This window comes from Mesorhizobium sp. B1-1-5 (assembly GCF_006443065.1).
Classification (GTDB): Bacteria; Pseudomonadota; Alphaproteobacteria; order Rhizobiales; family Rhizobiaceae; genus Mesorhizobium.
The window spans coordinates 44,258-70,401 of sequence record NZ_VFWS01000009.1 but is presented as its reverse complement, the minus strand read 5'-3'; the positions used below and the strand labels follow the sequence as shown (position 1 = coordinate 70,401).

General features: G+C 64.4%; 21 protein-coding genes. 11 read left to right on the top strand and 10 right to left on the bottom strand.

The window, feature by feature from the left end; translation table 11 throughout:
- Positions 1-25: 25 nt before the first annotated feature.
- The 6 genes from FJ980_RS05835 (at position 26) to FJ980_RS05810 (ending at position 4,492) form a co-directional block, all read left to right on the top strand.
- Entirely contained in the window at positions 26-1,324 is a 1,299-nt protein-coding gene (locus FJ980_RS05835; protein WP_140541981.1) for a cytosine deaminase, read from the top strand.
- Between the two features lie 2 nt (positions 1,325-1,326).
- On the top strand, positions 1,327-2,730 hold the full coding sequence (locus FJ980_RS05830; protein WP_140541980.1) for an FAD-binding oxidoreductase: 1,404 nt from the start codon (positions 1,327-1,329) through the stop codon (positions 2,728-2,730).
- The gene (locus FJ980_RS05825) at positions 2,730-3,311 is read left to right on the top strand and encodes an NAD(P)H-dependent oxidoreductase (protein ID WP_181181114.1); all 582 of its coding nucleotides are present in this window, start codon (positions 2,730-2,732) and stop codon (positions 3,309-3,311) included. The genes FJ980_RS05830 and FJ980_RS05825 overlap by 1 nt, the downstream gene beginning before the upstream one ends.
- A complete protein-coding gene (locus FJ980_RS05820) occupies positions 3,311-3,898 on the top strand; it encodes an NAD(P)H-dependent oxidoreductase (protein ID WP_140541978.1) in 588 nt (195 codons plus the stop codon). The genes FJ980_RS05825 and FJ980_RS05820 overlap by 1 nt, the downstream gene beginning before the upstream one ends.
- Positions 3,899-3,970: 72 nt before the next feature.
- Positions 3,971-4,204, top strand: a complete 234-nt coding sequence (locus tag FJ980_RS05815) for a hypothetical protein (protein WP_140541977.1) — start codon at positions 3,971-3,973, stop codon at positions 4,202-4,204.
- A gap of 60 nt (positions 4,205-4,264) precedes the next feature.
- On the top strand, positions 4,265-4,492 hold the full coding sequence (locus FJ980_RS05810; RefSeq protein ID WP_246676322.1) for a type II toxin-antitoxin system RelE/ParE family toxin: 228 nt from the start codon (positions 4,265-4,267) through the stop codon (positions 4,490-4,492).
- 56 nt (positions 4,493-4,548) lie between these two features.
- On the opposite strand, the gene FJ980_RS05805 is transcribed toward FJ980_RS05810, so the two are convergent.
- The 5 genes from FJ980_RS05805 to FJ980_RS05785 all read right to left on the bottom strand — a co-directional run bounded on the left by FJ980_RS05805 (position 4,549) and on the right by FJ980_RS05785 (position 12,224).
- Entirely contained in the window at positions 4,549-7,011 is a 2,463-nt protein-coding gene (locus FJ980_RS05805) for an FAD-dependent oxidoreductase (protein ID WP_181181113.1), read from the bottom strand.
- Positions 7,008-8,189 carry a pyridoxal phosphate-dependent aminotransferase gene (locus FJ980_RS05800; RefSeq protein ID WP_140541976.1) on the bottom strand — a complete coding sequence of 394 codons (1,182 nt, stop codon included), beginning with the start codon at positions 8,187-8,189 and terminating at the stop codon, positions 7,008-7,010. The genes FJ980_RS05805 and FJ980_RS05800 overlap by 4 nt, the downstream gene beginning before the upstream one ends.
- The gene (locus FJ980_RS05795; RefSeq protein ID WP_140541975.1) at positions 8,189-9,088 is read right to left on the bottom strand and encodes a homocysteine S-methyltransferase family protein; all 900 of its coding nucleotides are present in this window, start codon (positions 9,086-9,088) and stop codon (positions 8,189-8,191) included. Before FJ980_RS05795 ends, FJ980_RS05800 begins: the two co-directional genes overlap by 1 nt.
- Positions 9,085-11,538: an FAD-dependent oxidoreductase gene (locus FJ980_RS05790; protein ID WP_140541974.1), complete on the bottom strand. Its 2,454-nt coding sequence runs from the start codon at positions 11,536-11,538 to the stop codon at positions 9,085-9,087. Before FJ980_RS05790 ends, FJ980_RS05795 begins: the two co-directional genes overlap by 4 nt.
- A 98-nt stretch (positions 11,539-11,636) precedes the next feature.
- Positions 11,637-12,224 (bottom strand): XRE family transcriptional regulator, encoded by a 588-nt coding sequence (locus FJ980_RS05785; protein WP_246676321.1) that lies wholly within the window; start codon positions 12,222-12,224, stop codon positions 11,637-11,639.
- Between the two features lie 233 nt (positions 12,225-12,457).
- On the opposite strand from FJ980_RS05785, the gene FJ980_RS05780 reads away from it, so the two are divergent.
- Complete coding sequence (locus FJ980_RS05780) at positions 12,458-13,162, top strand: nitroreductase (RefSeq protein ID WP_095764905.1); 705 nt, start codon at positions 12,458-12,460, stop codon at positions 13,160-13,162.
- Between the two features lie 14 nt (positions 13,163-13,176).
- Here the strand turns inward: FJ980_RS05780 and FJ980_RS05775 are convergent, their stop codons facing one another.
- The 5 genes from FJ980_RS05775 to FJ980_RS05755 all read right to left on the bottom strand — a co-directional run bounded on the left by FJ980_RS05775 (position 13,177) and on the right by FJ980_RS05755 (position 19,923).
- Positions 13,177-14,559, bottom strand: coding sequence for an MFS transporter (locus tag FJ980_RS05775; RefSeq protein ID WP_246676320.1), 1,383 nt, complete (start codon positions 14,557-14,559; stop codon positions 13,177-13,179).
- Between the two features lie 225 nt (positions 14,560-14,784).
- Complete coding sequence (locus tag FJ980_RS05770; RefSeq protein ID WP_140542011.1) at positions 14,785-15,372, bottom strand: sarcosine oxidase subunit gamma; 588 nt, start codon at positions 15,370-15,372, stop codon at positions 14,785-14,787.
- Between the two features lie 7 nt (positions 15,373-15,379).
- The gene (locus FJ980_RS05765; protein ID WP_140541972.1) at positions 15,380-18,373 is read right to left on the bottom strand and encodes a sarcosine oxidase subunit alpha; all 2,994 of its coding nucleotides are present in this window, start codon (positions 18,371-18,373) and stop codon (positions 15,380-15,382) included.
- Positions 18,370-18,648 (bottom strand): sarcosine oxidase subunit delta, encoded by a 279-nt coding sequence (locus tag FJ980_RS05760; RefSeq protein WP_140541971.1) that lies wholly within the window; start codon positions 18,646-18,648, stop codon positions 18,370-18,372. Before FJ980_RS05760 ends, FJ980_RS05765 begins: the two co-directional genes overlap by 4 nt.
- Before the next feature lie 15 nt (positions 18,649-18,663).
- Positions 18,664-19,923: a sarcosine oxidase subunit beta gene (locus tag FJ980_RS05755; RefSeq protein WP_140541970.1), complete on the bottom strand. Its 1,260-nt coding sequence runs from the start codon at positions 19,921-19,923 to the stop codon at positions 18,664-18,666.
- A gap of 194 nt (positions 19,924-20,117) precedes the next feature.
- Between FJ980_RS05755 and FJ980_RS05750 the strand changes: the two genes are divergently transcribed.
- From FJ980_RS05750 to FJ980_RS05735, 4 genes are all read left to right on the top strand, one after another.
- Positions 20,118-22,607 (top strand): mechanosensitive ion channel family protein, encoded by a 2,490-nt coding sequence (locus FJ980_RS05750; protein ID WP_140541969.1) that lies wholly within the window; start codon positions 20,118-20,120, stop codon positions 22,605-22,607.
- A gap of 193 nt (positions 22,608-22,800) precedes the next feature.
- The gene (locus FJ980_RS05745) at positions 22,801-23,064 is read left to right on the top strand and encodes a hypothetical protein (RefSeq protein WP_027167119.1); all 264 of its coding nucleotides are present in this window, start codon (positions 22,801-22,803) and stop codon (positions 23,062-23,064) included.
- A 261-nt stretch (positions 23,065-23,325) separates the two neighbouring features.
- Entirely contained in the window at positions 23,326-24,759 is a 1,434-nt protein-coding gene (locus tag FJ980_RS05740; protein ID WP_140541968.1) for a UbiA family prenyltransferase, read from the top strand.
- A complete protein-coding gene (locus tag FJ980_RS05735; RefSeq protein WP_140541967.1) occupies positions 24,759-26,111 on the top strand; it encodes an FAD-binding oxidoreductase in 1,353 nt (450 codons plus the stop codon). Before FJ980_RS05740 ends, FJ980_RS05735 begins: the two co-directional genes overlap by 1 nt.
- Positions 26,112-26,144: the final 33 nt, after the last annotated feature.

The window sequence follows — 26,144 nt, the reverse complement described above, 5'->3', positions numbered from 1 at the left end:
TGCATAAGACAGCGGGGGCCAGGCCTTGATACCACCCTCTGGTTCTTATCGCCTGGCTAACATTCGGCTTCATCGATCGCTCACGCCGGGTCTTGCCGCCGCTTTCGACCCGGATGGGTTTGCGCTTGCCGACATATCTGTCGCCGACGGTAAGATCGCGAGCATTGTCGCCCGTGCCAAGTCGAAAGCAGAAGCCGACGCGATCGACCTTGCCGGCCGCATCGTGCTGCCGTGCTTCGTCGATTGCCACACCCATATCGACAAGGGCCATATCTGGCCGCGAAAGCCCAATCCGGACGGCACTTTCATGGGCGCGCTCAATGCCACCGGCGCCGACCGTACCACGCGCTGGAACGCCGAGGATGTCGCGCGCCGCATGGATTTCTCGCTGCGCTCAGCCTATGCGCACGGCACCAAGGCTATGCGCACGCATCTCGACAGCGTGCCGCCGCAGGAGGAGATCTCCTGGCCGGTGTTCGAGGCGATGCGGGAAAAATGGCGTGGGCGCATCGACCTGCAGGCAGCCTGCCTGCTCGGCATCGAAGGCGTGCGCGACAAGGCCTGGTTCGAACGGTTGGCGAAACGCGTCGCCGCGGCCAAGGGTGTGCTCGGCGTCGTCACCTATATGGTGCCCGACCTCGAGGAACTGCTCGACCAGGTGTTCGCCCAGGCGATCAAGCATGGGCTCGATCTCGATTTCCATGCCGACGAGACCGACGATGTCGCGGCCATGTCGCTGAAGAAGATCGCCGAGGCTTCGCTGTGGAATGGCTTCGAGGGCAACATCCTGGTCGGCCATTGCTGCTCGCTGGCACGCCAGCCGGACCTCGAGGTGCTCGATACGCTGGACAAGGTGGCGAAGGCGCGGCTTGCCGTGGTGTCGCTGCCGATGTGCAATCTCTATCTGCAGGACCGCCGCAACAACCACACCACCCCGCGCTGGCGCGGCGTGACGCTGCTGCATGAGATGAAGGCGCGCGGCATCAAAGTGGCGGTGGCCTCCGACAACACGCGCGATCCGTTCTACGCCTATGGCGATCTCGACATGCTTGAGGTCTACCGGATGGCGACGCGCATCCTGCATTTCGACCACCCGGTCGGCGACTGGCCTAAGGCGGTTGCGGCAACGCCGGCCGAGGTGATGCGGCTCGACGGCGCCGGCATCCTTGCCGCTGGAAGCAGCGCAGACTTCATCATCTTCAAGGGACGCAGCTGGACGGAATTGCTGTCGCGGCCCGAATCGGATCGCATCGTGGTGCGCGAGGGCAGGGCGATCGAATGCCAATTGCCCGACTATGCCGAACTCGACGAACTGATGGTGTGATAATGGATATCGCAGCGCTGAAGCGCGATCTCGACGGGATCAAGCTCGACGACCATCCGGCCATCGTCCAGCAGAAGAGCCGCGACTTCTACTGGTACAGCCCGGTGCTGAAGGCGCAGCTCGACCACATCAAGGGCGACCTGATCGTCACGCCGAAGAACGAGGACGAGGTGATCCGTGTGCTTGCCGCGTGCCACAAGCACGGCGTCCCGGTGACGCCGCGCGGCAGCGGCACCGGCAATTATGGGCAGGCGATGCCGCTGTCGGGCGGCGTGGTGCTGAACCTCACCGAGATGAACCAGATCAAGACGATCGCGCCGGGGCGGGTGGTGACCGGGCCCGGCGCGGTGCTGGCAGAGATCGACAAGGCGACGCGGGCGCATTCCGGACAGGAGCTGAGGCTCTCGCCCTCGACCTACAACACCGCCTCGATCGGCGGCTTCATCGCCGGCGGCTCCGGCGGCGTCGGCTCGATCAATTTCGGCGGCTTGCGCGATTTCGGCAATGTGCTGCGGCTGCGCGTCGTCACCATGGAGGCCGAGCCCAAGGCGCTCGAGCTTACCGGCGAGGACCTGCACAAGGTGACCCATGCGTACGGCACCAACGGCATCATCACCGAGGTCGAGATGCCGCTGACCGCCGCCTATGACTGGATCGACGTCATCGTCGGCTTCGACAATTTCATGGGCGCTGCCCGCTACGGCAACGCGCTTGCTTGCCAGGACGGCATCCTGACCAAGCTGATCACGCCGATCGCCGCACCCGTGCCGCAGCTCTATTTCAAGCGGCACCAGAAATTCCTGAGCGAGGGGCAAAGCATCTGCGTCGTCATGGTCGCGAAGCATGGGCTCGACGCCTTCCTGGCCTTCACCCGGCGCGCCGGCGGCGAGGTCATCTTCAATGCGGCGACCGCGACGGACGAGGACAAGAAGGGCCTGCCGCCGGCCTATGAGCTTGCCTGGAACCACACGACCCTGCGCGCACTGCGCGTCGACCCGTCGATCACCTATCTGCAGTCGCTCTATCCGTTCCCTAACCAGCTGGCTCTGGTCGAGAAGATGGACGCGATGTTCCCGGGCGAGGTGTTCTCGCATCTCGAATTCGTGCGGCTCGACGGCAACATCACCTGCTTCGGCCTGCCGCTGGTCAAGTTCACCAGCGAGGCACGGCTCAACGAGATCATCCGCCTGCATGAGGAGAATGGCTGCCCGATCTTCAACCCGCACCGCTACACGCTGGAAGAAGGCGGCATGAAGCAGACCGACGAGATCCAGCTCGCCTTCAAGCGCGAGACCGATCCGCAAGGGCTGCTCAACCCCGGCAAGATGATCGCCTGGGAAAACCCGGACTATGATTATCGCTCCGGCCGCACGTTCCTGTTCAAGGGATTGCAGAAGGCGGGTTGATGAAAATCCTCGTGCTTTACGCTCATCCGGTGGAGACCAGCTTCAACGCCGGCCTGCACGAGACGATCGTCGAACGGCTCGCCGCGGCCGGGCATGCGGTCGACGATTGCGATCTCTACGCCGAGGATTTCGATCCGCGGATGACGCGCGCCGAGCGGCTCGGCTACCACGATCCGCGCGGGCCGGACGATGCGGTCGCCGGCTATGTCGAAAGGCTGCAAAATGCCGAAGCGCTGGTGCTGTCGTTTCCGGTCTGGAACTATGGCTATCCGGCGATCCTGAAAGGTTTCTTCGACCGCGTCTTTCTGCCCGGCGTGTCGTTCAAGCTGGTCGACGGCAAGGTGCGGCCGACGCTGCACAACATCCGCAAGCTCGCAGCCATCACCACCTATGGCGGCAGCCGCCTTCGCGCCATGCTGATGGGCGATCCGCCGCGCAAGATCGTCAAGCGCATGCTGCGGGCGACCATCAAGCCAGGCGCTCCCGTCTCCTATCTCGCGCATTATTCAATGAACCTCTCCACCGACGAGACGCGCAAAGTCTTCATGGCGAAGGTCGCGGCGACGATGGACGCCTTCTGATGCGCGTGCTGGTGGTCTATTGCCATCCGGTGCCGGAAAGCTATTGCGCGGCGATCCGCGACATGGCGGTGGAGGTGCTGAAAGGGCGAGGCTGGGACGTGCGGCTGCTCGACCTCTATGCCGAGAATTTCGACCCTGTGATGAGTTGCGAGGAGCGGCGCCTCTACAACGACCGGGCGCCGCAAGACCCTGCGCTGACGCCGCATTTCGAACATCTGCAATGGGCGCAGGCGATCCTCTTCATCTATCCGACCTGGTGGTACGGGTTGCCGGCGATGCTGAAGGGCTGGTTCGACCGCGTGTGGGCGACCGACATCGCCTTCAAGCTGCCATCCGGCAAGGGGCGGATCACGTCGCTGATGCGGCATGTAACCAAGGTCGGCGTCATCACCACCTGCGGCGCGCCGACCTGGTGGAGCGTCGTCGTCGGCCAGCCGGGACGCAAGACGATTTTACGCGGCATGCGGGCGCTATGCGCCACGCGCTGCAAGACTTTTTTCCTGGCGCACTATTTGATGGATTCGTCGACACCGAAGAGCAGGGCGGGGTTTCTGGTCAAAGTCCGCAGGATGCTCGAGCGGTTTTAGGGGACTTCAGCTATCCTGCGGGATTGTGGCGAACGCCTTTTTTTATGCGGAAATGAAGTGCATAATAGAGGCATGACCAAGCTTTTCGAGCATGCAGTCCAACGTGTTCGCACCTTGCCTCCTGAATTGCAGGACGAGTACGCACGTGTCCTCTTGCGCCTCGCGGGTGATGTGGGGGACGAACCTGTTCACCAACTGAGCCGAGAGGAAAAAGCCTCGCTCGCAATGTCCCGAGCGCAGGCTGCGCGTGGTGAATTTGCAACCGACGAAGAAGTCCGTGCTGTTTGGGCGAAGCACGGCCTGTGAAGCTTCGTTACACGCCGGCGGCGTTAGCCGAGTTGGACGAGGTTCTTCGGCAGTATCGCGTTGCAGTCACCCAAAGGGACGAAGCGGATCCAAGCCAGACTCCACGCAGTCATCAATCTATTGCTCGAACATCCCCTGGCCGGCGTTGCTACAGACGAAAGGCCGATGCGCCGGATCGTCGTGCGGTCTTATCCCTACCTGATCTACTATGAGCCTTCCGCCGCCGAAATTGTGATTGTCGGTGTTCGACACGGTGCTCGCGATCCGTCAACCATGCCGGACAAGTAATAGCGACTCCTGGTCACGCCTGCGGGCAATCCTGCCCGAAGCCGCGAGAGGAAAGGTTACATCCTCACCCGTTCCGCCTTCGGATCATACATCGGCTTCAGCGATGCCTCCGCGGCGAAGCGCTCGCCGGCGATTTCCACCTCGTAGGATGAGCCCAGCACATCCGTCTCGCTCTCGCCCTGGCAAGGCACATAGCCAAGCCCGATCGCGCCGCCGAGATGGTGGCCGTAATTGCCTGATGTGATCGGACCGACGATCTTGCCGTCGCGCAGGATGGCCTCGTTGTGGAAGAGCAGCGGCTGCGGGTCCTTCAGGCGGAACTGCACCAGCCGGCGTGACAGGCCGGCTTCCTTCTTCCTGAGCACAGCGTCGCGGCCGATGAAGCCGGCTTTGCTCGTCTTGACGGCAAAGCCGAGGCCCGCCTCCAGCACATTGTCCTCGTCGGTGATGTCGTGGCCGAAATGGCGGAAGGCCTTTTCGATGCGGCAGGAATCAAGCGTATGCAGGCCGCAGAGTTTCAGGTCGACATCTGCGCCGGCTTCGGTGATCGCCTCGAAGACATGGGCCGCCTGTTCGGTCGAGACGTAGAGTTCCCAGCCGAGCTCGCCGACATAGGTGACGCGGTGGGCGCGGGCGAGACCCATGCCGATCTCGATCTCCTGGAAAGTGCCGAACGGATGGGCCTCATTGGAGAAATCGTTCGGGCTGACCTTCCGGATCAGTTTTCGCGCCTCCGGACCCATGACGCAGATCACGGCTTCGGCGGCGGTCACGTCGGTGATGACGACGAACTCGTCGGCGACGTGCTTTCTCAGCCAGGCGAGGTCGCGCTGCAGCGTGGCGCCAGGCACGACCAGGAAATAGGCCGTCTCCGACAGCCGCGTCACGGTGAGGTCGCTCTCGATGCCGCCGCGCTGGTTGAGCATCTGCGTGTAGACGATCTTGCTCGGCGCGACGTCCATGTCATTGGCGCAGAGCCGCTGCAGGAAGGCGCAGGCATCGCGACCCTCGACGCGGATCTTGCCGAACGAGGTCATGTCGAACAGGCCGACGCCGTTGCGCACCGCGAGATGTTCCTCGCGCTGGTTGTCGAACCAGTTCTGCCGCTTCCAGGAATAGCGGTATTCGCGCTCCTGGCCTTCGCGCGCGAACCAGTTGGCGCGCTCCCAGCCCGCCACCTCGCCGAAGACCGCGCCGCGCGCCTTCAAATGCTCGTGCAAAGGCGAGCGGCGCACGCCGCGCGAGGTCGCCATCTGGCGGTAGGGGAAATGGTCGGCATAGAGTAGGCCGAGCGTTTCGGAGACGCGCTCCTTGAGGTAGCGGCGGTTCTTCTGGAAGGGCTGGGCGCGGCGGATATCGACCTCCCACAAGTCGAAGGGCGCCTCACCGTCATTGATCCACTGCGCCAGCGCCATGCCGGCGCCGCCGGAGGAGACGATGCCGATCGAGTTATAGCCGGTCGCCATCCAGTAGCCGGAAAGCTCCGGCGCCTCGCCGAGATAGTAGCGGTCGTCGGGCGTGAAACTCTCGGGACCGTTGAAGAAGGTGTGGATGCCGGCGGTGCCCAGCATCGGCATGCGGTTGACTCCCATTTCCAGGATCGGCTCGAAATGGTCCATGTCCTCGGGCAACTGGTCGAAGCAGAAATCCTCACGGATGCCGTCCATGCCCCAGGGCTTCGCCACCGGCTCGAAGGCGCCAAGCATCATCTTGCCGGCGTCCTCCTTGTAGTAGGCGCACTCGTCCGGCACGCGCAGCACCGGCAGGCGGGAGAGGCCGGGGATCGGCTCGGTGACCAGATAGAAATGCTCGCAGGCATGCAGCGGGATGGTGACGCCGTTCTGCCGGCCAAGCTCGCGCGCCCACATGCCGGCGCAGTTGACGACGATGTCGGTCTCGATCGTGCCTTGCTCTTCGCCCTGCGCCCAGGAGACGCCGCAGACTCGACCGTTCTTGGTATGGATCTTGGTGACCTTGACGTTCTCGATAATCGCACCACCCCGCTGGCGCGCGCCCTTGGCCAGCGCCATGGCGATATTGGCGGGATCGCACTGGCCGTCGAGCGGCAGATGTACCGCGCCGACCACATCCGAGACGTTGAGATGCGGGTACATCTCCTTGACCTCGCGCGGCGAAATCTCGCGCACATCGACATCGAAGGCGCGGGCCAGCGAAGCCTGCCGGTAGATCTCGTGCTTGCGCTCCTCGGTCAGCGCGACGGTGATCGAACCGACCTGGCGCATGCCGGTGCCGACGTCGGTCTCGGCCTCGAGCTTGACGTAAAGGTCGGCCGAATATTTCGCCAGCCGCGTCATGTTCTGCGAGCCGCGCAACTGGCCGATCAGCCCGGCCGCATGCCAGGTGGTGCCTGAGGTGAGCTGCTTGCGTTCGAGCAGCACGATGTCGGTCCAGCCGAGCTTGGCCAGGTGATAGGCGACCGAGCAGCCGGAGACGCCGCCGCCGATGATCACGGCCCTCGCCTTGTTGGGAATCGTCTTGGCCGGGATGGTCTTGGTCATGCGGCCTCGCGGCGATAGTTGGAAGCGAAGCGGCGAACGCGAAGCGCTGCTTCCTTGAGGACGGGTTCGGGCTGGCAGAGGCTGATGCGGATGTGGCCGGCGGCAGCCTCGCCGAAGCTCGATCCGGGCATCACGCCGACCTTTTCCTTGTCGAGCAGCGCCCAGGCGAATTTCTCGTCGTCGGGTTCGACCGCGGAGACATCGAGCATGATGTACATGCCGCCGTCGGAACCGCGCACGGTGACTTCGTTGGCTCCGCGTATGGCATCGAGGAAGATCGTGCGCCGTGCGGCGTAACGCTCGGCGATATCCTTCACGCCATAATGATTTTCGAGCGCCTCGGCGCAGGCGATGGAGATGAAGGCCGGCAGGCCGTAGGTCGTGACCAGATTGAGGTCGGTCATCAGCGCGATCATCGCTTTCGGCCCGGTCAGCCAGCCCATGCGCCAGCCGGTCATGCCGTGGCTCTTCGACATGGAGTTGATGACCAGCGTGCGCTCGGCCATGCCGGGCAACGAGCGCGGCGAGATATGCTCGCCGCCGCCGAGCGTCCAGTAAACCTCGTCCGACAGCAGCCAGAGATCGTGTTCCTTGCAGATTTCGGCCAGCTGTTCGAGCCGTTCGCGCGAATAGACGGCGCCGGTCGGGTTGTTCGGCGTGTTGATCAGTATGGCGCGGGTGTTGGGCTTGAGCGCAGCGCGGATCATCTCCGCGCGAGGTTGAAACCCATCTTCGGCCGGCGTCTCGACCACGGTGAAGCTGGCGCCCGCGGCGCTGAATGTGTTGGGATAGGTGGCGTAATAGGGCGCGACGACGATGGCGTGGTCGCCAGGGTCGAGCACGCCCTGCACGGCGGCGTAAAGCGCTGCCTGGCCGCCAGGCGTGGCGATGACCTCGTCGGGTTCGGTGAGGATGCCGGCGCAAGCGGTCGCGGCGGCGGCCATTGCCTTACGCAGGCGCGGCAGGCCGGGCAGCGGCGTGTAATGATGGTTGCTGCCGCGCACGGCGGCCACGCAAGCCTCAATCGTTTCAGACGGCGTGTCGAAATCATGGTCGCCGACCGAGAGCACGATGATGTCTTCGCCGGCCTGCTTGCGGGTCCAGGCGGCGAAGTGGACTTCCCAGCCATCCTTGCCTGAAGGCACGATACTGGTAATGCGCTTTGACGGTTTTGGCATCAGGAGACTCCCGAAATCTGGTGACCGGCCCGCGTGAGCTTGTCGCGCAGGGCGGCGATATGAGCAGGGCCGACTTCGCAACAGCCGCCGACGATGCCGGCGCCGGCATCGACCCAGCCGATGGCCTGGTCCGCATAGGCTTGCGGATCGAGATCATGGCGGGCGTGCAGCACGTCCACCGTCCCGCCATGCTTCAATGCCTCGACCGAACTGAAGCCGTTGGCATAGGCACCCACCGGTCCACCCAGGGTAACGAGTTCGGGCAAGGCGGCGGCGATGGCTTCGGGCCGGCAGCAGTTGAGCAGCCGGGCCGCGACCGGCAGGCCGTCGAGCGCGTTGGCGGCGGCAGCAATGGTTTCGCCGCTGCGCAGGCGCGGCGTGCCATGATCGGCGAGCGTCCAGGACACCCATACGGGCTTGCCGCTTTCCGAGGCCGCGGTGACCGCCGCGCGCGCCTCCTCGGCGGAGGCCATCGTCTCGCACAGGAACAAATCGACGCCGTCGGTCTGCTCGGCGACGATACGGCGATAGATATCGAGCGTGTCCTCAAAGGAGATGGTCAGCGCCGGCGCGTAGCTGCCGAAGAGAGGCGACAGGCAACCGGCAATAGCAGCGTCGCCTGCCTCGTCGCGAGCCTGGCGCGCCAGCTCGATGCCGCGCTTCTGCAACGGCTTGAACAAATCTTCGGCGCCCTCGCGCGCCAGGCGCTCCGGCGTTGCCGAATAGGTGTTTACGGTGATGACGCGGGCGCCGGCACGGATGAATTCCGCGTGCAGGTCGCGCACAAGGTCCGGCTCCTCGATCAGCACCCTGGCCGACCACAGCGGCGTCGGCTCGGATTTGCTGCGCCGGACCAGTTCCTGTCCCATGCCGCCGTCGGTGAGGATGACGGAGGTCATGCCCGCAACCTCTCATTCTTCGGATCCCACAGCGGCTCGTCGTTCTGGACGATGGCCTTGAAGCGGTCGCCGAAAATCTCGACCTCGATCGCGGTGCCCGGTTGCGTGAGATCGGCGCGCAGCATGCCGAGCGCAATCGACTTGCCGACGCGGTGGCCCCACCCCCCCGACGTCGTCTCGCCGACGATCGTGCCGTCATGCCAGAGCGTCGACATATAGGGCGCGTCGCAGTCGCCGGGGTTCTCGACGACCAGCGTGACGAAGCGCTTCTTCACGCCCTGCTGCTTCTCATTGAGCAAAGCCGCCTTGCCGCGAAATTCCGGCTTGTCCCATTTGACGAAGCGCTCCAGTCCGCCCTGCAGGATCGAATAGTCGGTCGACAGATCGCCCTTCCAGGCGCGGTAGCCTTTTTCGAGACGCAGCGAATCCAGCGCATACATGCCGAAGGGTTTCAAACCGTGCTTCCGGCCGGCGGCCCAGACGGCGTCGAAGACGGTCGCCGTGTCCGCGACCTTGGTGTGGATTTCCCAGCCGAGCTCGCCGGCGAAGGAGACGCGCACCAGCTTCGCCCGGCGCCCGGCAATGGTTGTTTCCTGATGCGTCAGCCAGGGCAGCGTCAGGTCGGCGTCGCAGACTTCGGCCAGGATTTTTCGCGAGTTCGGGCCGGCGAGGATCTGCGTCGAAAATTCCTCCGTCCGGTCGGTGAGCGTGAAGGCCGCATCGGCGGGCATGCGCGACTTCAGCCATTCGAAATCGTGCCACTGCGCGACAGCCGCTGTGATCAGCGTCATCTGGTCCTCGCCATGGCGCACTACCGACATTTCGGTGACGATGCGGCCCTTGTCGTCGGCGAAATAGACGAGGCCGATGCGGCCGGGCTTCGGCACAAGGCCGGTGACCTGCAAGGCCAGCCAATCGGCCGCGCCCGGACCTTCGAGGTTGAAGCGCGAGAAGCCGGGCAGGTCGAGGATGCCGGCGGCGTCGCGCACGGCAAGGCATTCCTCGCGCACGCGCTGCTGCCAGGGGCCGTCGCGTCGGAAGGTGAGGGTGGACTCCTCGGAGGTATCGTCGCCGGGCTCCGCATACCAGGTGGCGCGCTCCCAGCCATTATAGGCGTCGAACTGGCCGCCCAGCACCTTGATGCGCTCATGTAGCGGTGACAGTTTGCGGTTGCGTCCCTCGGGCCAGGCATGGCGCGGGAACTGTATGGCGTATTCGTTGCCGTAGATCTCCATGCCCTTGGCGACGCAGTAATCGGGCGCCGAGGCGAAGCTGGTGAAACGGCGCGGATCGCAGGACCACATGTCCCATTCCGTCTGGCCCTCCGTCACCCATTCGGCCAGCACCTTGCCGGCGCCGCCGCCCTGGGCAATGCCGAAAGTGAAGACGCAGGCCTCGAAGGCGTTCGGCACGCCGGGCATCGGCCCGATCAGTGGATTGCCGTCCGGCGCGTAAGGGATCGGGCCGTTGATCACCTTGGAGAGGCCGGCGGTGCCGAGGATCGGCACGCGGGCAACGGCGTCGGCCAGGTAATGCTCGAGGCGGTCGAGATCGTCGGGGAAAAGCTGGAAGGAGAAATCCTCCGGCATCGGATCGTTGTGGGTCGCCCAATGCGCGCGGCAATTGCGCTCATAGGGGCCGAGATTCATGCCGCTCTTTTCCTGGCGCAAGTAGTAAGACGTGTCGACGTCGCGCAGCAGCGGCAGCTTATGACCTTGCTCCTTCGTCCAGGCGGCAAGCTCGGGGATCTCCTCGAACAATATGTACTGATGACTCATCACCATCATCGGCACGTCGCGCCCGAACATCTTGCCGACTTCGGCGGCGCGGTAGCCCGCCGCATTGATGACGATCTCGCAGCGGATCTCGCCTTGCGGGGTGGCGATCACCCATTCGCCGTTCTCGCGGCGCACGCCGGTGACCGGGCAGAAGCGGATGATCTTGGCGCCCATGTCACGCGCGCCTTTGGCCAGCGCCTGGGTCAGCTGAGCCGGGTCGATGTCGCCGTCGCTCGGGTCATAGAGCGCGCCTTTCAACTCATGCGTCTCGATGAAAGGATAGCGGCGCTTGATCTCGTCGAGGCCGACGACGTCGATGTCCATGCCCTGGTAGCGGCCCATGCCCTTGGCGCGCTGGAATTCCTGCATGCGCTCCTTGGTATGGGCGAGCCGGAGTGAGCCTGTGACATGGTAGTTCATCGGATAGTCGACAGCTTCGGCCAGACCCCGATAGAGCTCGGTCGAGTAGCGCTGCATGTTCATCAGCGACCAGGACGAGGAGAAGGTCGGCACGTTGCCGGCGGCATGCCAGGTCGAGCCGGAAGTCAGCTCGTTCTTTTCCAGAAGCACGCAGTCGGTCCAGCCCGCCTTGCAGAGGTGATAGAGCGAGGAGCAGCCGACGACACCGCCTCCGATGATCACCACGCGTGCCGTGGTCGGCAAACCGGCCATTTCTTCCTCCAGAGTCTCAGCGCTTCGCGCTTCGATTTTTGTTCTTGATGCATGTCGTTATCCCAAAACCGCTGCGCAATTTTGGGTGACATGCATTGTCAGTATACCGGTGGCGAAACCACCCAGATGACCACCGCCGGCTCGGCGCCGGGATTGCGCCAGCGGAACGGCTTGCCCTCGAAGCGGAACGAATCGCCTTCGCCGAGACGATGCCAGACGCCGCCGATCTCGATCTCGAAAGTGCCCGACGCGACATAGCCTGCTTCTTCCGTCGGGCGGCGCGTTTCTGTTTCCAGTTCCGAGCCCGGCGCGAACACCGAGCGCAGCATCTCGAAGCTACCGCCGAGATCGGGCGACAGAAGCTCCTCCACCAGGCCGGATTCACTTGTGCCAAGCGAACGGCGGCTGCCGGCGCGCACGACCACGCCGCGTTCCTGCTCGACAGGCACGTCATGGCTGAAGAACAGGCTGATCGGAACATCGAAGAGGCTGGCGAATGCCCGCAAGTCACCCAACGAGGGAACCGAGAGGCCGCGCTCGACCTGGCTAACCCAGCCGACCGACCGGCCGAGCTTGAGGGCGATCTCGGCCAGCGTGAGGCCGCGCGCCTTGCGAAGCGCACGGATGTCGCCGGCCAGCAGCCGATCGCCATTATCCTGCTCCGATCTGGCTGTAGTCGAGCTCAAGCGTATCTCGTGAAAAAATCTGAATAAATTTCATGAGAAGGCAAAGTCATGAAAAAATCAAGGGGATTTTCATAACCCGCAAGATTTACTTGCGCGATTTTTGAGGTTGAGGCAAAGCCACGATCACGAACGGCGAGTGGGGACGTCCGGTCGGGGACCAATACAGTTTTAGTGTCTGCGGATGGTCGCCATGGAACCGGTTGCAGTTCCGGCCATGCGCGAAGGGACGGCCCATGCTGGAGAAGAATAGCCGAATCGCCATGGACGCGGCGATCGTCGACGATGCGATCCTGTCGCGCCGGTCGGTGCGCGCGTTTCTGCCCGATATGGTCGATGACGACACGATCCGCGCGATCCTGGCGGTCGCCGCGCGCGCGCCGTCGGGCACCAACATGCAGCCCTGGCGCGTCTATGTGACCAAGGGCGAGGTCAAGCAGCGCATAAGCGACGCCATCCTCAATTCCGGCATCCGTGCCGAAAAGGCCGAGTGGGACGAATACCGCTACTATCCCGACCAGTTCTTCGAACCATATCTCACCCGCCGCCGCGCCAACGGCTTCGGACTCTACGGCGTGCTGGGCATCGGACGCCGCGAGGTCGACAGGATGCGCGCCCAGCACGACCGCAATTTCATTTTCTTCGACGCTCCGGTCGGCATGATCTTCACGATCGACCGGAGGCTGAACCAAGGGTCGTGGATCGACTACGGCATGTTCCTGCAGAACATCATGGTCGCGGCGCGGGGCAGGGGGCTGCATACCTGTCCCCAGGCGGCCTTCGCGCCCTACCATCGCCAGATCAGGCCGGTGCTCGATATTCCCGACGAAGAGATCGTCGTCTGCGGCATGGCGCTCGGCTACGAGGACACGTCCAAGCCGGAGAACGAGTTCCGCACCGACCGCGCGCCGCTCGAGGACTGGGTGACGTTCGCGAAGTAGCGTCGGCGGAGGCGTCAGTCGGTGCTCATATGCGCGCCATGGCCGCTGACATGGGCGCCATCCTGCGGCGTCAGCCTCAGATAGGCAGTCAGCGCGCAAAGCGTGATCAATCCTTCGATGACGAATAGGATGCGGTAGTCGTTGATGCTGGCCTTGCCGCCGCCGGCAACCAGCGACAGCAATGCTGCCGCGAGGCCGACGCTGATCGCCACCGCCAGCTGCCACAGGATGTAATAGAGCGCGCTGAAGCGCGCGAGCTGCTCCGGCGCGATGTCCGAATAGGAGAGGTTGCCGGTCGAAGCCCATTGCACCGAGCGGAAGACGCCGAAGGCGAAAATATAGACAAGCACGATCCAGGCCGGCAGGCTCTCCTGCATCAGGGCGAAGCCCGCGACCAGCAAAGCGACGATCGGCGTGTTGGTGACCAGCACGCGCTTGAAGCCGAAACGGTTCAAAAGACGCGGCATGAAGAAGCGCATGATCAACGACCCGATCGCGGCGACGAAGGTCAGCGATCCTGCCTGCACGGCGCTCATGCCGAAGCCAAGCTGGAACATCAGCGGCAAGAGGAAGACCACCGAGCTCAGGCCGATCGTGTCGAGGCCGCCGCCCGTCAGGAAGGAGATGCGGAAGGTGCGGATGCGCAAGAGATTGAGGTCGAGCAGCGGATTGCGCGCGCGCAGGCAGTAGAAGGCGGCAACCGTCAGGATGACGATCGCCAAGCCAAGTTCCAGCGCCATGCCGCTGGCGGCCGCATCTTTCGCAGCGACCGAATCCATGCCGAAGACCAGCAGCGTCATGCCGCAGCCGACGAGCAGGAAACCAGGCAAATCGAATGGCGTGCGCACCGGCTTGGTCGTCGTCGGAAACAGGGAGGCGGCCAGCAGCGCCGCGGTCAGCGCGATCGGGATGTTGATATAGAAGATCCAGCGCCAGGAGACGTAGGTGGTGAGGGCGCCGCCGACGAGCGGCCCGACCAGCGGCCCGGATTGGCCGGCGAGCGAAATATACATGTTGATCTTTAGCGTCCGGTCGCGCGGGAAGCTCGACAGGATCACGATCTGACCAAGCGTGCCCATCAGCGCGCCGCCGCAGCCTTGCAGGGCGCGCGAGCCGACCAGCATCCAGATGTTTTCCGAAAGGCCGCACAAGGCCGAGGCGCCGGCGAAGACGAGCAGCGCGAAGCAATAGACGTTGCGCAGGCCGAAGCGGTCGGCCAGCCAGCCGCCGAGCGGCATGGTGACGATGAGGCTGGCGACATAGACGGTGATCAAAAGGCCGAGCTGGCTTGGCGGGCGGTCGAGGCTCTCGCCGATGCCGGGCAGCGCGGTCACCACGACATTCTGGTCGAGGCTGGTCATGAACACGCCGCAAGCGACGGTCGCAGGCAACAGCATCGACGGACCCTCCGCCGGAGCAAAGCGGGTCGTGGCCGTCGCCGAAGTCTCAACAGTCATGGAAGGATATAGTCGAACTGGTTGCCTGAGCGGACGTTTGCCCTGGCAAACGCCCGTGATTCCTTACCTATCGCGCCTGCTGGCCCAGCGCTCAAGCAGCAGTTGTAGCCGTCGATAATGCCAGATGCCGTCTGGACCAATGTTAAGCCAACAACGCCGAGCGGGCTATTGCACCTCGTAACCGACCTCCTCCGAGGCGTGGCACAAGGCCTTCCAGAAGGAGCGCGCGAAGGAGCGGAAGACGTAGATGTCGAACTGGTCTGGGCCGCTGCGCTGGATCTGGGCGAAGATGTCGTGATGGTTGGTCGAACGTCCAGCGCCGAGCGGGAAGGCCGGCAAGGCGAAGTCGATAGCGAAGAACTTCGCCATCACCCATTCAGCCTTCGGACCAGCGATGCGGATCGCGGTGCGGCCATGCGAAAGGTCCGTCAGCGTGCCGATGGCCGGCGTGACGGCGCCGGCGAAGGCCGCGGCCAGGCCTTCGGCCTCATCCACCACGGTGAATTTTCCCGGCGCGAAGCCGAAGGCGGCGCGGGCGCCGCTGCTCACGCCGCCGCCGGCGCCGTCGGGCAGAGCGAGACCGGTGACCTTGCCGATAATTTCGATCAGCTGCTTCTCTTCACCCGGCCAGGCGGCGAGCTGCAAGATCGAGCCCGGCCGCGTCTCGGACAAGATGACGTCGACGCCATGTTCGAAATTGCCGTGCGAACCCGGATGGTACTCCGGCTCGAGCGGCGATTGGCGTTCGGGCAACTCGTGTTCAGCCATGCATGCGGCTCCCGTCCGGATCGTAGAAATGGTTTGAGACGATCTCGATCGGTCCGAACCGGTTGCGCAGCGGGTCGGAGACGAAGGCGCGGGTCCCATGCCTTGCTTTGCCGCCCTTGACCAAGGCCAGCGCGATATATTTGCCGAGCGCCGGCGAATAGCAGCAGGCGGTGATGTGACCGAGCGAGTCGTGCGGATTGTCCTCGTCCAGTTCCTCGACGATATGGCCGCCGCCGTTGAGCGGCCGGTTGTCGAGGGCGATCAGCCCGACCAGCTCGAGCCGGTCAGGCGCGATCAGGCCTTCGCGGTCCATCATGGCCGAGCCGATGAACGGCTTCTTCTTCGACAGCATCCAGTCGAGATGCAGATCGCGCGCCGTGGTGCGGCCGTCGATCTCGGCGCCGGTGACATGGCCTTTCTCGATCCGCATCGTGCCCAGCGCCTCGAGCCCGTAGGTGACAAGGCCGAGAGGCTTGCCGGCCTCGATCAGGGCTTCCCAGACACGGGTGCCGTAGCCGGCGCCGGAATAGACTTCGAACGCCATTTCGCCGGAGAAGGACAGGCGGCAGATCATCACCGGCACGCCAGCGATGCGGCCATGAACGATGCCCATGAAGGGCAGGGTGGCGTTGTCGACTGCGGTGCCGGTGACGCAGGAAGCGAGGATGGCCCGCGCGTTCGGTCCGCCGATCGCCGCACCCGCCCATTCGTCGGTGACGGAGGTCACGGTGACCTTCAGCTCCGGCCAGATGACGTCGAGGAAATATTCCAGATGCTGCATCACCTTGCCGGCATTGGCGGTGGTGGTGGTCATCAGGAATTCCTGCTCGCCAAGCCTCCAGGTGGTGCCGTCGTCGAAGGCAAGCCCATCCTCACGCAGCATCAAGCCGTAACGGGCCTTGCCGACCGCGAGGGTAGAAAACATGTTGGTGTAGACGCGGTCGAGGAAGTCGGCCGCGTCCGGTCCCTGCACCGCGATCTTGCCCAGCGTCGAGACATCGACGATGCCGGCGCTTTCGCGCGTCGCCCTGGCCTCGCGGACATAGGCCTGCTCGACCGTCTCGCCGGGAAGGCCGTAGATCATCGGCCGGTACCAAAGGCCGGCCGAATACATCGTCGCGCCATTGGCAAGGTGCCAGTCATGCATTGGCGTCAGCCGCTCGGGCTTGAGGTCGCCGAAGCGCTCGGCAGCAAGGGAACCGATCGAGACCGCCGTGTAAGGCGGGCGAAAGCGCGTCGTACCGACTTCGGGGATCGGCTTGCCGAGCGCCTCGGCCATGATCGCAAGGCCAGGCACATTGGAGTTCTTGCCCTGGTCGGTCGCCATGCCGAGCGTGGTGTAGCGCTTCAGGTGCTCGACCGATACGAAACCCTCGCGGTGCGCAAGCCGCACGTCCTCGGCAGTCACATCGTGCTGGAAGTCGACAAAGCTCTTGCCCTTGGCCTTGATCTCGAAGACGGGCGCCGGATCTGGATCGCCGGGGGCGGCTTCGACGATCGGCAGGGCTGCGGGAGCCGCCGTTCCGCCGGCAGCCGAAACGCCGGCCGCGCGGCCCTCGGCGATGGCTTCGGCGGTGGAGAAGCTGCCGGTGAAGGCGCCGGCGCCGATCCAGCGCTGCGTTGGCCTGGGCGGCAGGAAGGCCTGCCTGGCCGGGTCCCATTCAGCCTTGGCGCCCGCCTGGCTGGCCAGATGAATGGTCGGCGACCAGCCGCCCGACATCAGAAGGCTGTCGGCATGGATGCTGCGCTCGTCGCCACTCAGCGTGCCGCCCGTGGCATCGAAGCGCTGCACCTTGAGACCGGTGAGGGCCTTGCCGCCTTCGGTCGCAACCACGGCATGGCCGTCCAGAAGCTCGGCCTCGGCCTCGCCGGCGAGCCGGCGCATGTCGTTCGAGACGTCGGCGCGGACATCGACGATGGCAACGATGGCCGCGCCGGCCTTCTTCAAGGCAACGGCCGAGCGGTAGGCGCTGTCGTTATTGGTGAAGAGCGCGACGCGCTGTCCCGGCAGCACGCCATATTCATTGACGTAACGTTCCGCCGCATGCGCCAGCATGACGCCGGGACGGTCGTTGCCCGGAAACACCAGCGGCCGCTCGAAGGAACCGGTGGCGAGGACCACCGTGCTGGCGCGGATCGCCCAGTAGCGCTGGCGCGGCTCGCCCTTGGCTGGCGTTTCCTTATGATCGGTCACCCGTTCGAGGGCGGCCAGCGTGTTGCCGTCGTAATAGCCCCACACCGTCGTGCGCGGCAAAAGCCGCACATTGTCGTTGCCTCCGAGCTGCGCGACCGTGCGCTGGGCCCATTCTGCGGCAGGCATGCCGTCGATGATTTCGCCCGACCAGTTGGCGGAGCCGCCAAAATGGGCTTCGAGATCGGCGAGGATGACGCGGGCGCCCTGGTCGGTGGCGGCTTTCGCCGCCATCAGGCCGGCGGGGCCGGAGCCGACGACCAGCACGTCGCAAAAGGCGTTCATGCGCTCGTAGCGAGACGGATCGGGAGCGGCGCCAGCCTTGCCAAGGCCGGCGGCGCGACGGATGAAATGCTCGCAGAACATCCAGAAGCGCGTGCCCTTCAGCGGGCCGATCACCGGCCCCATGAAGGTCTTGTAGTAGAAGCCGGCCGACAGGAGCTTGCCGCCGAGCTGGTTGAGGGCGCCGATATCCCAGGCGAGCGAGGGGGTACGGTTCTGGCTGACGGCGACGAGCCCGTCGTAGATTTCGACCATGGTGGCCGCGATGTTGGGCTCGCGCACCTCGCCGCGCAGCACCGTCACCAGCGCGTTTGGCTCCTCGACGCCGGCGGCGAGCAGGCCGCGCGGGCGATGGTATTTGAACGAGCGGCCGAACAGCGTCACGCCGTTGGCGAGCAGCGCCGAAGCCAGCGTGTCGCCGGCGTGACCGGTATAAGGCGCGCCGTCGAAGGTGAAGCGGATGGTGCGCAGCCGGTCGATCCGGCCGCCGGTCTCTGTGCGGCGGGGGCTCACGAACGCCCCTCCGCCTTGTGGCCGCCGCGAGCGAAGGCGGTGCTCAGTATCTCATGCGTGAGCGTGTTGCGCACGACCCTGAGATGCGCGCGGCAACCGCCGGAATGCTGCCAGATCTCGTTGTGGTCGCCGGCCGGATTCAGCCGGTCGTAGACATAGGCGTTCCAGGCGTCGAGGTCCTGCGAGGCGGGCTGCGGCCGCTCGCGATTGCCGTCGCCCTGGTAGGTGAATTCGATGACGTCGCGCGGGCCGCAATAGGGACAGGTGATCAGCATTTTTCAATCCAAACCCTAGTGCAATCTGGGCGTCGCGCCCTGGCCTTTGTCGTCGATGACGAGGCCGCGGTAGAAACGGTCGAGCGTGAAGGGCGCGTTGAACTCGTGCGGCTCGTCCTTGGCAATGGTGTAGGCAAAGCACCAGCCGGAGGCTGGCGTCGCCTTGAAGCCGCCATAGCACCAGCCGCAATTGAGATACATGCCCGGCAGCGGACCGGCGGCGATGATCGGCGAGCCGTCCATCGTCATATCGCACAGCCCGCCCCAGGAGCGCAGCATGCGCACGCGCCCCAAGCCGGGAAACAGCGCCACCATTTCGCTCATCACCTCATCGACGATCGGCAGGCTGCCGCGCTGGGCGTAGCTGTTGTAGCCGTCGAGGTCGCCGCCATAGACCAAGCCGCCCTTGTCGGATTGCGAGATGTAGAAATGGCCCATGCCGAAGGTGAGAACGGTGTCGACGACAGGCTTCAGCGATTCCGAGACGAAGGCCTGCAGCACGTGGCTTTCGATCGGCATGTGCGAGATGCCGGCAAGCTGCATGACGCGGCCGGTGCTGCCGGCGACCGCAAGCGCGACCTTCTTGGCGCGGATCTCGCCGCGCGTCGTCGAGACGCCGGTGATGCGGTCGCCCTCGCGCAGAAAGCCGGTGACCTCGCAATTCTCGATAATATCGACGCCGCGCCGGTCGGCGCCGCGCGCATAGCCCCAGGCGACCGCGTCGTGCCGGGCCGTGCCGGCGCGCGGCTGCATCAGCCCGCCAAGGACGGGAAAGCGTGCTGACCCTGAGACATCCAGCGCCGGGACAAGCCGCTTGATCCGGTCGACGCTCATCAGCTCGGCGTCGACGCCGAGATGGCGCATGGCGTTGCCGCGCCTGGCATAGTCGTCGAGCTGGGCTGGCGTGTGCGCGAGGTTCAGGCAACCGCGCTGCGAGAACATGACGTTGTAATTGAGGTCGTGCGAGAGATTCTCCCACAGCTTCATCGAATGTTCGTAGAAGCGGGTGTTCTGCGGCAAGAGATAGTTGGAGCGCACCGCCGTGGTGTTGCGGCCGACATTGCCGGAGCCGAGCCAGCCCTTTTCCAGCACCGCGACATTGGTGATGCCGTGTTCCTTGGCGAGATAATAGGCGGTCGAAAGACCGTGGCCGCCGCCGCCGATGACGATCACGTCATAGGAAGCCTTGGGGTCCGGCTTACGCCAGGCGGGCTTCCAATCCTTGTTGCCGGTCAGCGCGTTCTTGAGCAGCGAGAAGGCTGAATATTCCGCCATTCTTCCTATCGTCCTTATGATGCGAGGCGGCAGACTATAGAGCAGGCGGGAAGCGCAAAGCCAAGATTGCGCCATCGCTTTTCGACAGGCCGACTATCGCCGACACGATCGGGACGGCTTGCCGCCCGATATGCCGGTCTTTATCAAGGGCGGAAATTTCGAGAATTTTTCGGCCGCGAGTCGCCAACAACGCCATGTTCCTCCGCTTGCTACGCCTGGTTCTGGTCGTCATCGTCGCTGTCTTCGCGCAGCCGGCGCTGGACGCGTCGGCGCAGGCGATCGGCCATGGCTCGTCACAACTCATCGCCGACCAGACCAAGGTCATCCAGGACCTGACGGCCCGGACCGACGGCCTGGAAAAGAAACTGAGCGACCCCGACCAGGACGATCCGGGGCTCGTCGACATCCGGTTGCAGCTCGAGGATATTTCGCGCGCGGCGCTGAACAGCGCCCTGGCATTCCGGCAGCGCCTCACCGACATCAACAATCGCGCGGAGGTTCTCGGCCCGCCGCCGGCGCAGGGGCAACCTGCCGAGCCGGTGATCGTCAGCAGCGAGCGCGGTGCGCTCGCCACGGAAAAAGCTCAGATCAACGCGGTCGTCGCCAGCGCGCAAAACCTGTCGATCCGCGTCAACGGGCTGGTCGACAAGATCGCCGTCATGCGCAGCGAGCTTTTCCGCAGCGTCATCACCAAGCACTATGACCTGACCGACGCGTTGAGCCCGCAGGCCTTTTCCGACGCGCATGACCAGTTCACGGGCCTCTACAAGGCGGTGTCGTCCTGGGCGAGCTTCGCCGTCAGGTTCAAGTTCCAGGCGATCCTTGCGGCGACGCTGATGGCGCTGGCTTTGGCGGCCGTGCTGTTGATCGGCGGCAGACGCCTTTTCGGCCGCATCTTCGAGGCCGACCCGACCGTCGAGGATCCGTCCTATCTCAGCAGGCTGTCGGTGGCCTTCTGGTCGACGCTGCTGCCGACCCTCGCGCTCGGCGTCTTCTTCGCCTCGGCCGTATTCTTCTTCAATTATTACAATGTGCTGCGTGGCGATATCGGCACATTCCTCAATGCCTTGCTGACGGTGATCGCCATGGTGTTCTGCGTCAACCGGCTGACCAACGCGGCGCTCGAACCGCGCCTGCCCAACTGGCGCCTGATCCCGGTCGCGACCGGCCGGGCGCGTTGGCTGGTTGGCCTGACGACCGCCATGGCGCTGGTGCTCGGATTCAACTACTTCCTGTCGGTCGTCAACGAGAAGATGGGATCGCCGCTTTCGCTGACGATCGCCAGGGGCTTTGTCGCCGCTATCATCGTCGGCGTCATCCTGATCCTGATGGGACTGTTGCGGCCTTTCAGGACGGCTGACGGCTCATGGCGGCCCTGGCCGGCATGGCTTCGCTTCATGGCCATCGCTCTCGGCCTGTTCACCATTGCGGCGGCGCTGCTCGGCTATATCGGCCTGGCGCTTTTCGTCTCGTTCCAGGTCGTGGTGACCGGCACGGTGCTGGTGACGGCCTATATCGGCTTCTTGTCGGCACGCGCGATCGGGGAGGAGGGCGGCTTCGCCGACACGTCGGTCGGGCGATGGCTTTCGGAAAACTCCAGCTACGAGGATACCGCCCTCGACCAGCTCGGCCTGGTCGTCAGCATCGCTATCAACCTGATGATCGTGGCGGTGTTCCTGCCGCTGATCCTTTTGATGTGGGGCTTCCAGCCCGGCGATATCGAGGCCTGGGCCTACAAGCTGGCGACCGGCGTCACGATCGGTTCGGTGACCATCTCCTTCCTAGGCATCCTCAGCGGCATCGTCGTCTTCGCTATCGGCTATTTCCTGACGCGCTGGTTCCAGGGCTGGCTGGACGGCTCGGTGATGGCGCGCGGCAAAGTCGATGCCGGCGTGCGCAACTCGATCCGGCTCGGCGTCGGCTATGCCGGCGTGGCGGTCGCCGGCCTGGTCGGCATCTCGGCGGCGGGCATCGATCTTTCTAATCTGGCGCTGGTTGCCGGCGCGCTTTCGCTGGGTATCGGCTTCGGCCTGCAGAACGTCGTCTCGAATTTCGTTTCGGGCCTGATCCTGCTTGCCGAGCGGCCGTTCAAGGTCGGCGACTGGATCGTGGCGGGCGACGTCAGCGGCACGGTGCGGAAGATCAGCGTGCGCGCCACGGAGATAGAGACCTTCCAGCGGCAGGCGGTGATCCTGCCCAACTCGAACCTCATCAACAATGCGGTCGGCAACTGGACGCATCGCAACAAGCTCGGGCGCATCGACATCAAGATCGGCGTCGCCTATGGCAGCGACGTCAAACGCGTCCATGCCGTCCTGATGGATATTGCGCGCGCCCATCCGATGGTGCTGAAGAATCCCGAGCCATTCGTTCTCTTCGCCAATTTCGGGGCGGCCGCGCTCGAATTCGAGATCCGCGTGTTCGTCGCCGACATCATGAACGGCAGCGTCGTGCAGAACGACATCCGCTTCGCCATCTTCGATATCTTCGAGGGGGAGCGGATCGAGATACCCTCGACGCCGCGCGCCGTGGTCGAAACGAAGAAGCACGAGGCTTGGCCGATCGACGACGACAAGATCGAAGCCGAATTCGCGGAGCGCGAGAGGCTGGAGGCGGAAGCCGCGGCCGAGCGGGAACGCCTGGCCAAGATGAAGCGCAGGGGCCGCAAGCCGGACCCCGGCTGAGGTGCAATCGATATTCAGGTGAGGCCGGCCTGCAAATGGCCACACGCTACGTTCATCCGACACCGAAACCGATTGTGGCATGAATGCGGCATTCAGTTGCGGTTCAGGTAATATCTCATATAAGCTTCGATGCAAAGGGCGAGAATGCCTTGCAAATTTGAACAGAGGCGGTGTGCGAAACACCGGAATTGCAATGTGGAAGTCTGTCGTTGCCGCCATCGCTTTGCTGGCCCTGGGCGGTTCGGCTTTCGCCGCCAGCGCGATCAACAGGGACGCTCAGACGCGGACCCTGGTCGTGACCGAAGGCGGCGCCAAGAGCGAGCTGACGCTTGCCGCCGGCGAGACGGTGGAGTTCTGCTCGAACGGCTGCTTCGTCACCTTGCCCAATGGTGACCTCGAAGCCCTGACCGGCTCGGAAACGGTCGAAATCTCGGGTGGCGCGGCCCGCATCAAGTAACCGCTCCCGCAAGATTGGCGGGGCAAGATTTGGCAAAGGCCGGACCGATGTCCGGCCTTTTATCGTTTCCGGTATCCGACGCTTAACGATGACGGCGAAAAACCGGTAGGACAATGCTCTGCAACCGGACGTTTTAACGTTCGCTGCGTCATGACCCGCTATATCCGACCCGAGGACGCCGGCATACGGCGTGGGTTGAGTTGGCGCGTGATCTTTCCGTGATCGGAGTTTCGGGATCCTGCGCTCTATCGGGGCAGGACCATGGACGCGAGGTCGGACAGGAACGCAATTCCGCTTGCGGTCGATCTCGACGGTACGCTGATCGCAACGGACCTTCTGTGGGAAGGCCTGTTCATCCTGCTCAAGAAAAACCCGCTCTATTTCTTTCTCCTGCCACTCTGGCTGATCGGCGGGCCGGCCCGGCTGAAGCAGGAAATCGCCGGCCGCGTCGACATTGACCCAGCCTCGCTGCCTTACCGCCAGGATCTGCTTGACCGGCTGCGCGCCGAGCACCGGGAGGGTCGCAAGATCGTGCTGGCGACGGGAACGCCGCGCAAATTCGCGGAGGCGATCGCGGCGCATCTCGGCATTTTCGATCATGTGCTGGCGACCGACGGTCCGCACAACATGACCTCCGACAGGAAATGCGCAGCACTTGTCGCCGCCTATGGCGATGCAGGCTTCGACTATGCCGGCAACAGCCGGCACGACCTCAAAGTGTTCGATGCAGCGCGCAACGCGCTCGTGGTGGCGCCCGACCGCAGCGCCCGGCGCTGGCAGGCGGCGCATCAAGCCGATGCCATGCCCGCACCGAGGCCGGCGCTGAGGACCTACGTCAAGATGCTGCGCATGCATCAGTGGCTGAAGAACGCGCTGATCGCCGTGCCGATGGTGCTGTCGCACGAATATTTCAACCCAAACATGATCTGGGAATGCCTGCTGGCGTTCGTCTCCTTCAGCGCCGCGGCGTCCGCCATCTATATCCTCAACGATTTCTTCGACCTCGCGCTCGACCGCAAGCATCCGACCAAGCGCAACCGGCCTTTCGCCAGCGGCGCATTGTCCATTCCGTTCGGCCTCGGCGCGATCGTCGCGCTGCTTGCGATCGGCATCGCCGCCGGCCTGTTCCTTCCGATCGAATTCCTTGGCGTTCTTGCCGGCTATTTGGTCGTCACCACCGCCTATTCGCTGTCGTTCAAGCGCATGCTTCTGATCGATGTGCTGACGCTTGCGGGCCTCTACACGATCCGCGTGCTGGCGGGCGCGGCCGCCACTGGCGTCGACGTCTCCTTCTGGCTGCTTGCCTTCTCGATCTTCTTCTTCCTGTCGCTGGCGCTGGTGAAGCGCTTCGTCGAGTTGCGCACCACGGCCATCCCGCCCGGCGAGCGCATCGCCGGCCGCGGCTATCGCACCGAGGACCAGGAGATCGTCGCCCAGGCCGGCATGGCGTCAGCTTTCTCCTCGGCGCTGGTCCTGGCGCTCTATATGGACAGCCCGGCGGTGCGCGAGCTCTACCCGCATCCCTGGCTGATATGGCCGCTGGCGCCGATCGTGCTTTATCTCACGATGCGCGTCTGGATCCTTGCCCGCCGCGACGAGATGCATGACGACCCGGTCGTCTTCATCATCCGAGACTGGCGCAGCCAGATCGTCGTCGCCATCGGCGCGGTCTTCCTCGTCGCCGGAGGCTGGTGATGCGGCAGGAGCGCTTCGGCAGCTTCGGACTGGCGACGCCGCCGGCGCGCAAGGCCATCCCGGCGGACGAGGCGATCGCCTTGCTTAAGCGCGGCGAGGCGAAGACCGGATCGCTGCTCGGATACGGCAATGGCCGCTCCTATGGCGACAGTTGCCAGAACGATGCCGGCATGGTGGTCGACATGCGACCGCTCAACCGCATCCGTTCCTTCAACGCCGAGACCGGCGTGCTCGAGGCCGATGCCGGCACGCTGCTTTGCGATATCATCGCTCATGCCGCGCCCTACGGCTTCTTTCCGGCCGTGGTTCCAGGCACGCAATTCGTGACGCTGGGCGGCGCGATCGCCAATGATGTCCATGGCAAGAACCATCATCGGCGCGGCACCTTCGGCTGCCATGCCGAGGCTTTGACGCTGCTTCGGTCCGACGGCCGGACCTATCGCTGCTCGCAGACCGACAATGTCCGACTGTTCGGGGCGACGATCGGCGGCATGGGGCTGACCGGGCTTATCCTTTCGGCATCGGTCAAGCTGATGCGGGTGCCGTCGCTCGACATCACGGAAAAGGCGACGCGGTTTCGCGATCTCGGCGAATTCTTCGATCTTGCCGAGGCTGCCGACCAAGCCAACGAATATGCCGTCGCCTGGATCGATCAGCTTGCCAGCGGCCACGGACGCGGACGCGGCCTGTTGTTCACCGGCAACCATGCCGAACACGGCTCGCACGCGGCGGCGCGCGCCGGCAGCCGGTTCTCCGTGCCGGTGCAGCCACCGTTCAACGTCCTCAATCGGCCCTTCCTCACCGTCTTCAACGCGGCCTACCGCTGGAAAAAGGGCAAGTCCCAGGCTCCGCACCAGGTAGGCCATCAGGGATTTTTCTTTCCGCTCGACGGGGTCCGCGACTGGAACCGGCTCTACGGGCCGCGCGGACTTTTCCAACACCAGAGCGTGGTGCCGGAGGCGAATGCGCGCCGCATCGTGGCTGTGCTGCTCGACGCCGCACGGCGGGCAGGGCAGGGATCGTTCCTGACCGTGCTCAAGCGCTTCGGCGACGTCCGCTCGCCGGCGCTGCTGTCGTTCCCGCGGCCCGGCTATACGCTGACGCTCGATTTCCCCAACCGTGGCGAAGGGACGTTGCGGCTGCTCGCCGAGCTCGACCGCGTCGCCGTCGAGGCGGGCGGCGCGGTGAACCCCTACAAGGACGCCCGGATGGGGCCTGAGACATTCGCCGCATCGTTCCCGCAATGGCAGCGGCTGGAGGCGCTTCGCGATCCGGCTTTTATATCGAGCTTCTGGGCGCGCACCGCCAAGAGATTGGAAATCACAGAAGGGAGAACTGAAGCTGCGGAATAGATAAAACTCGAATAAATCATGGTAAATAAAGAA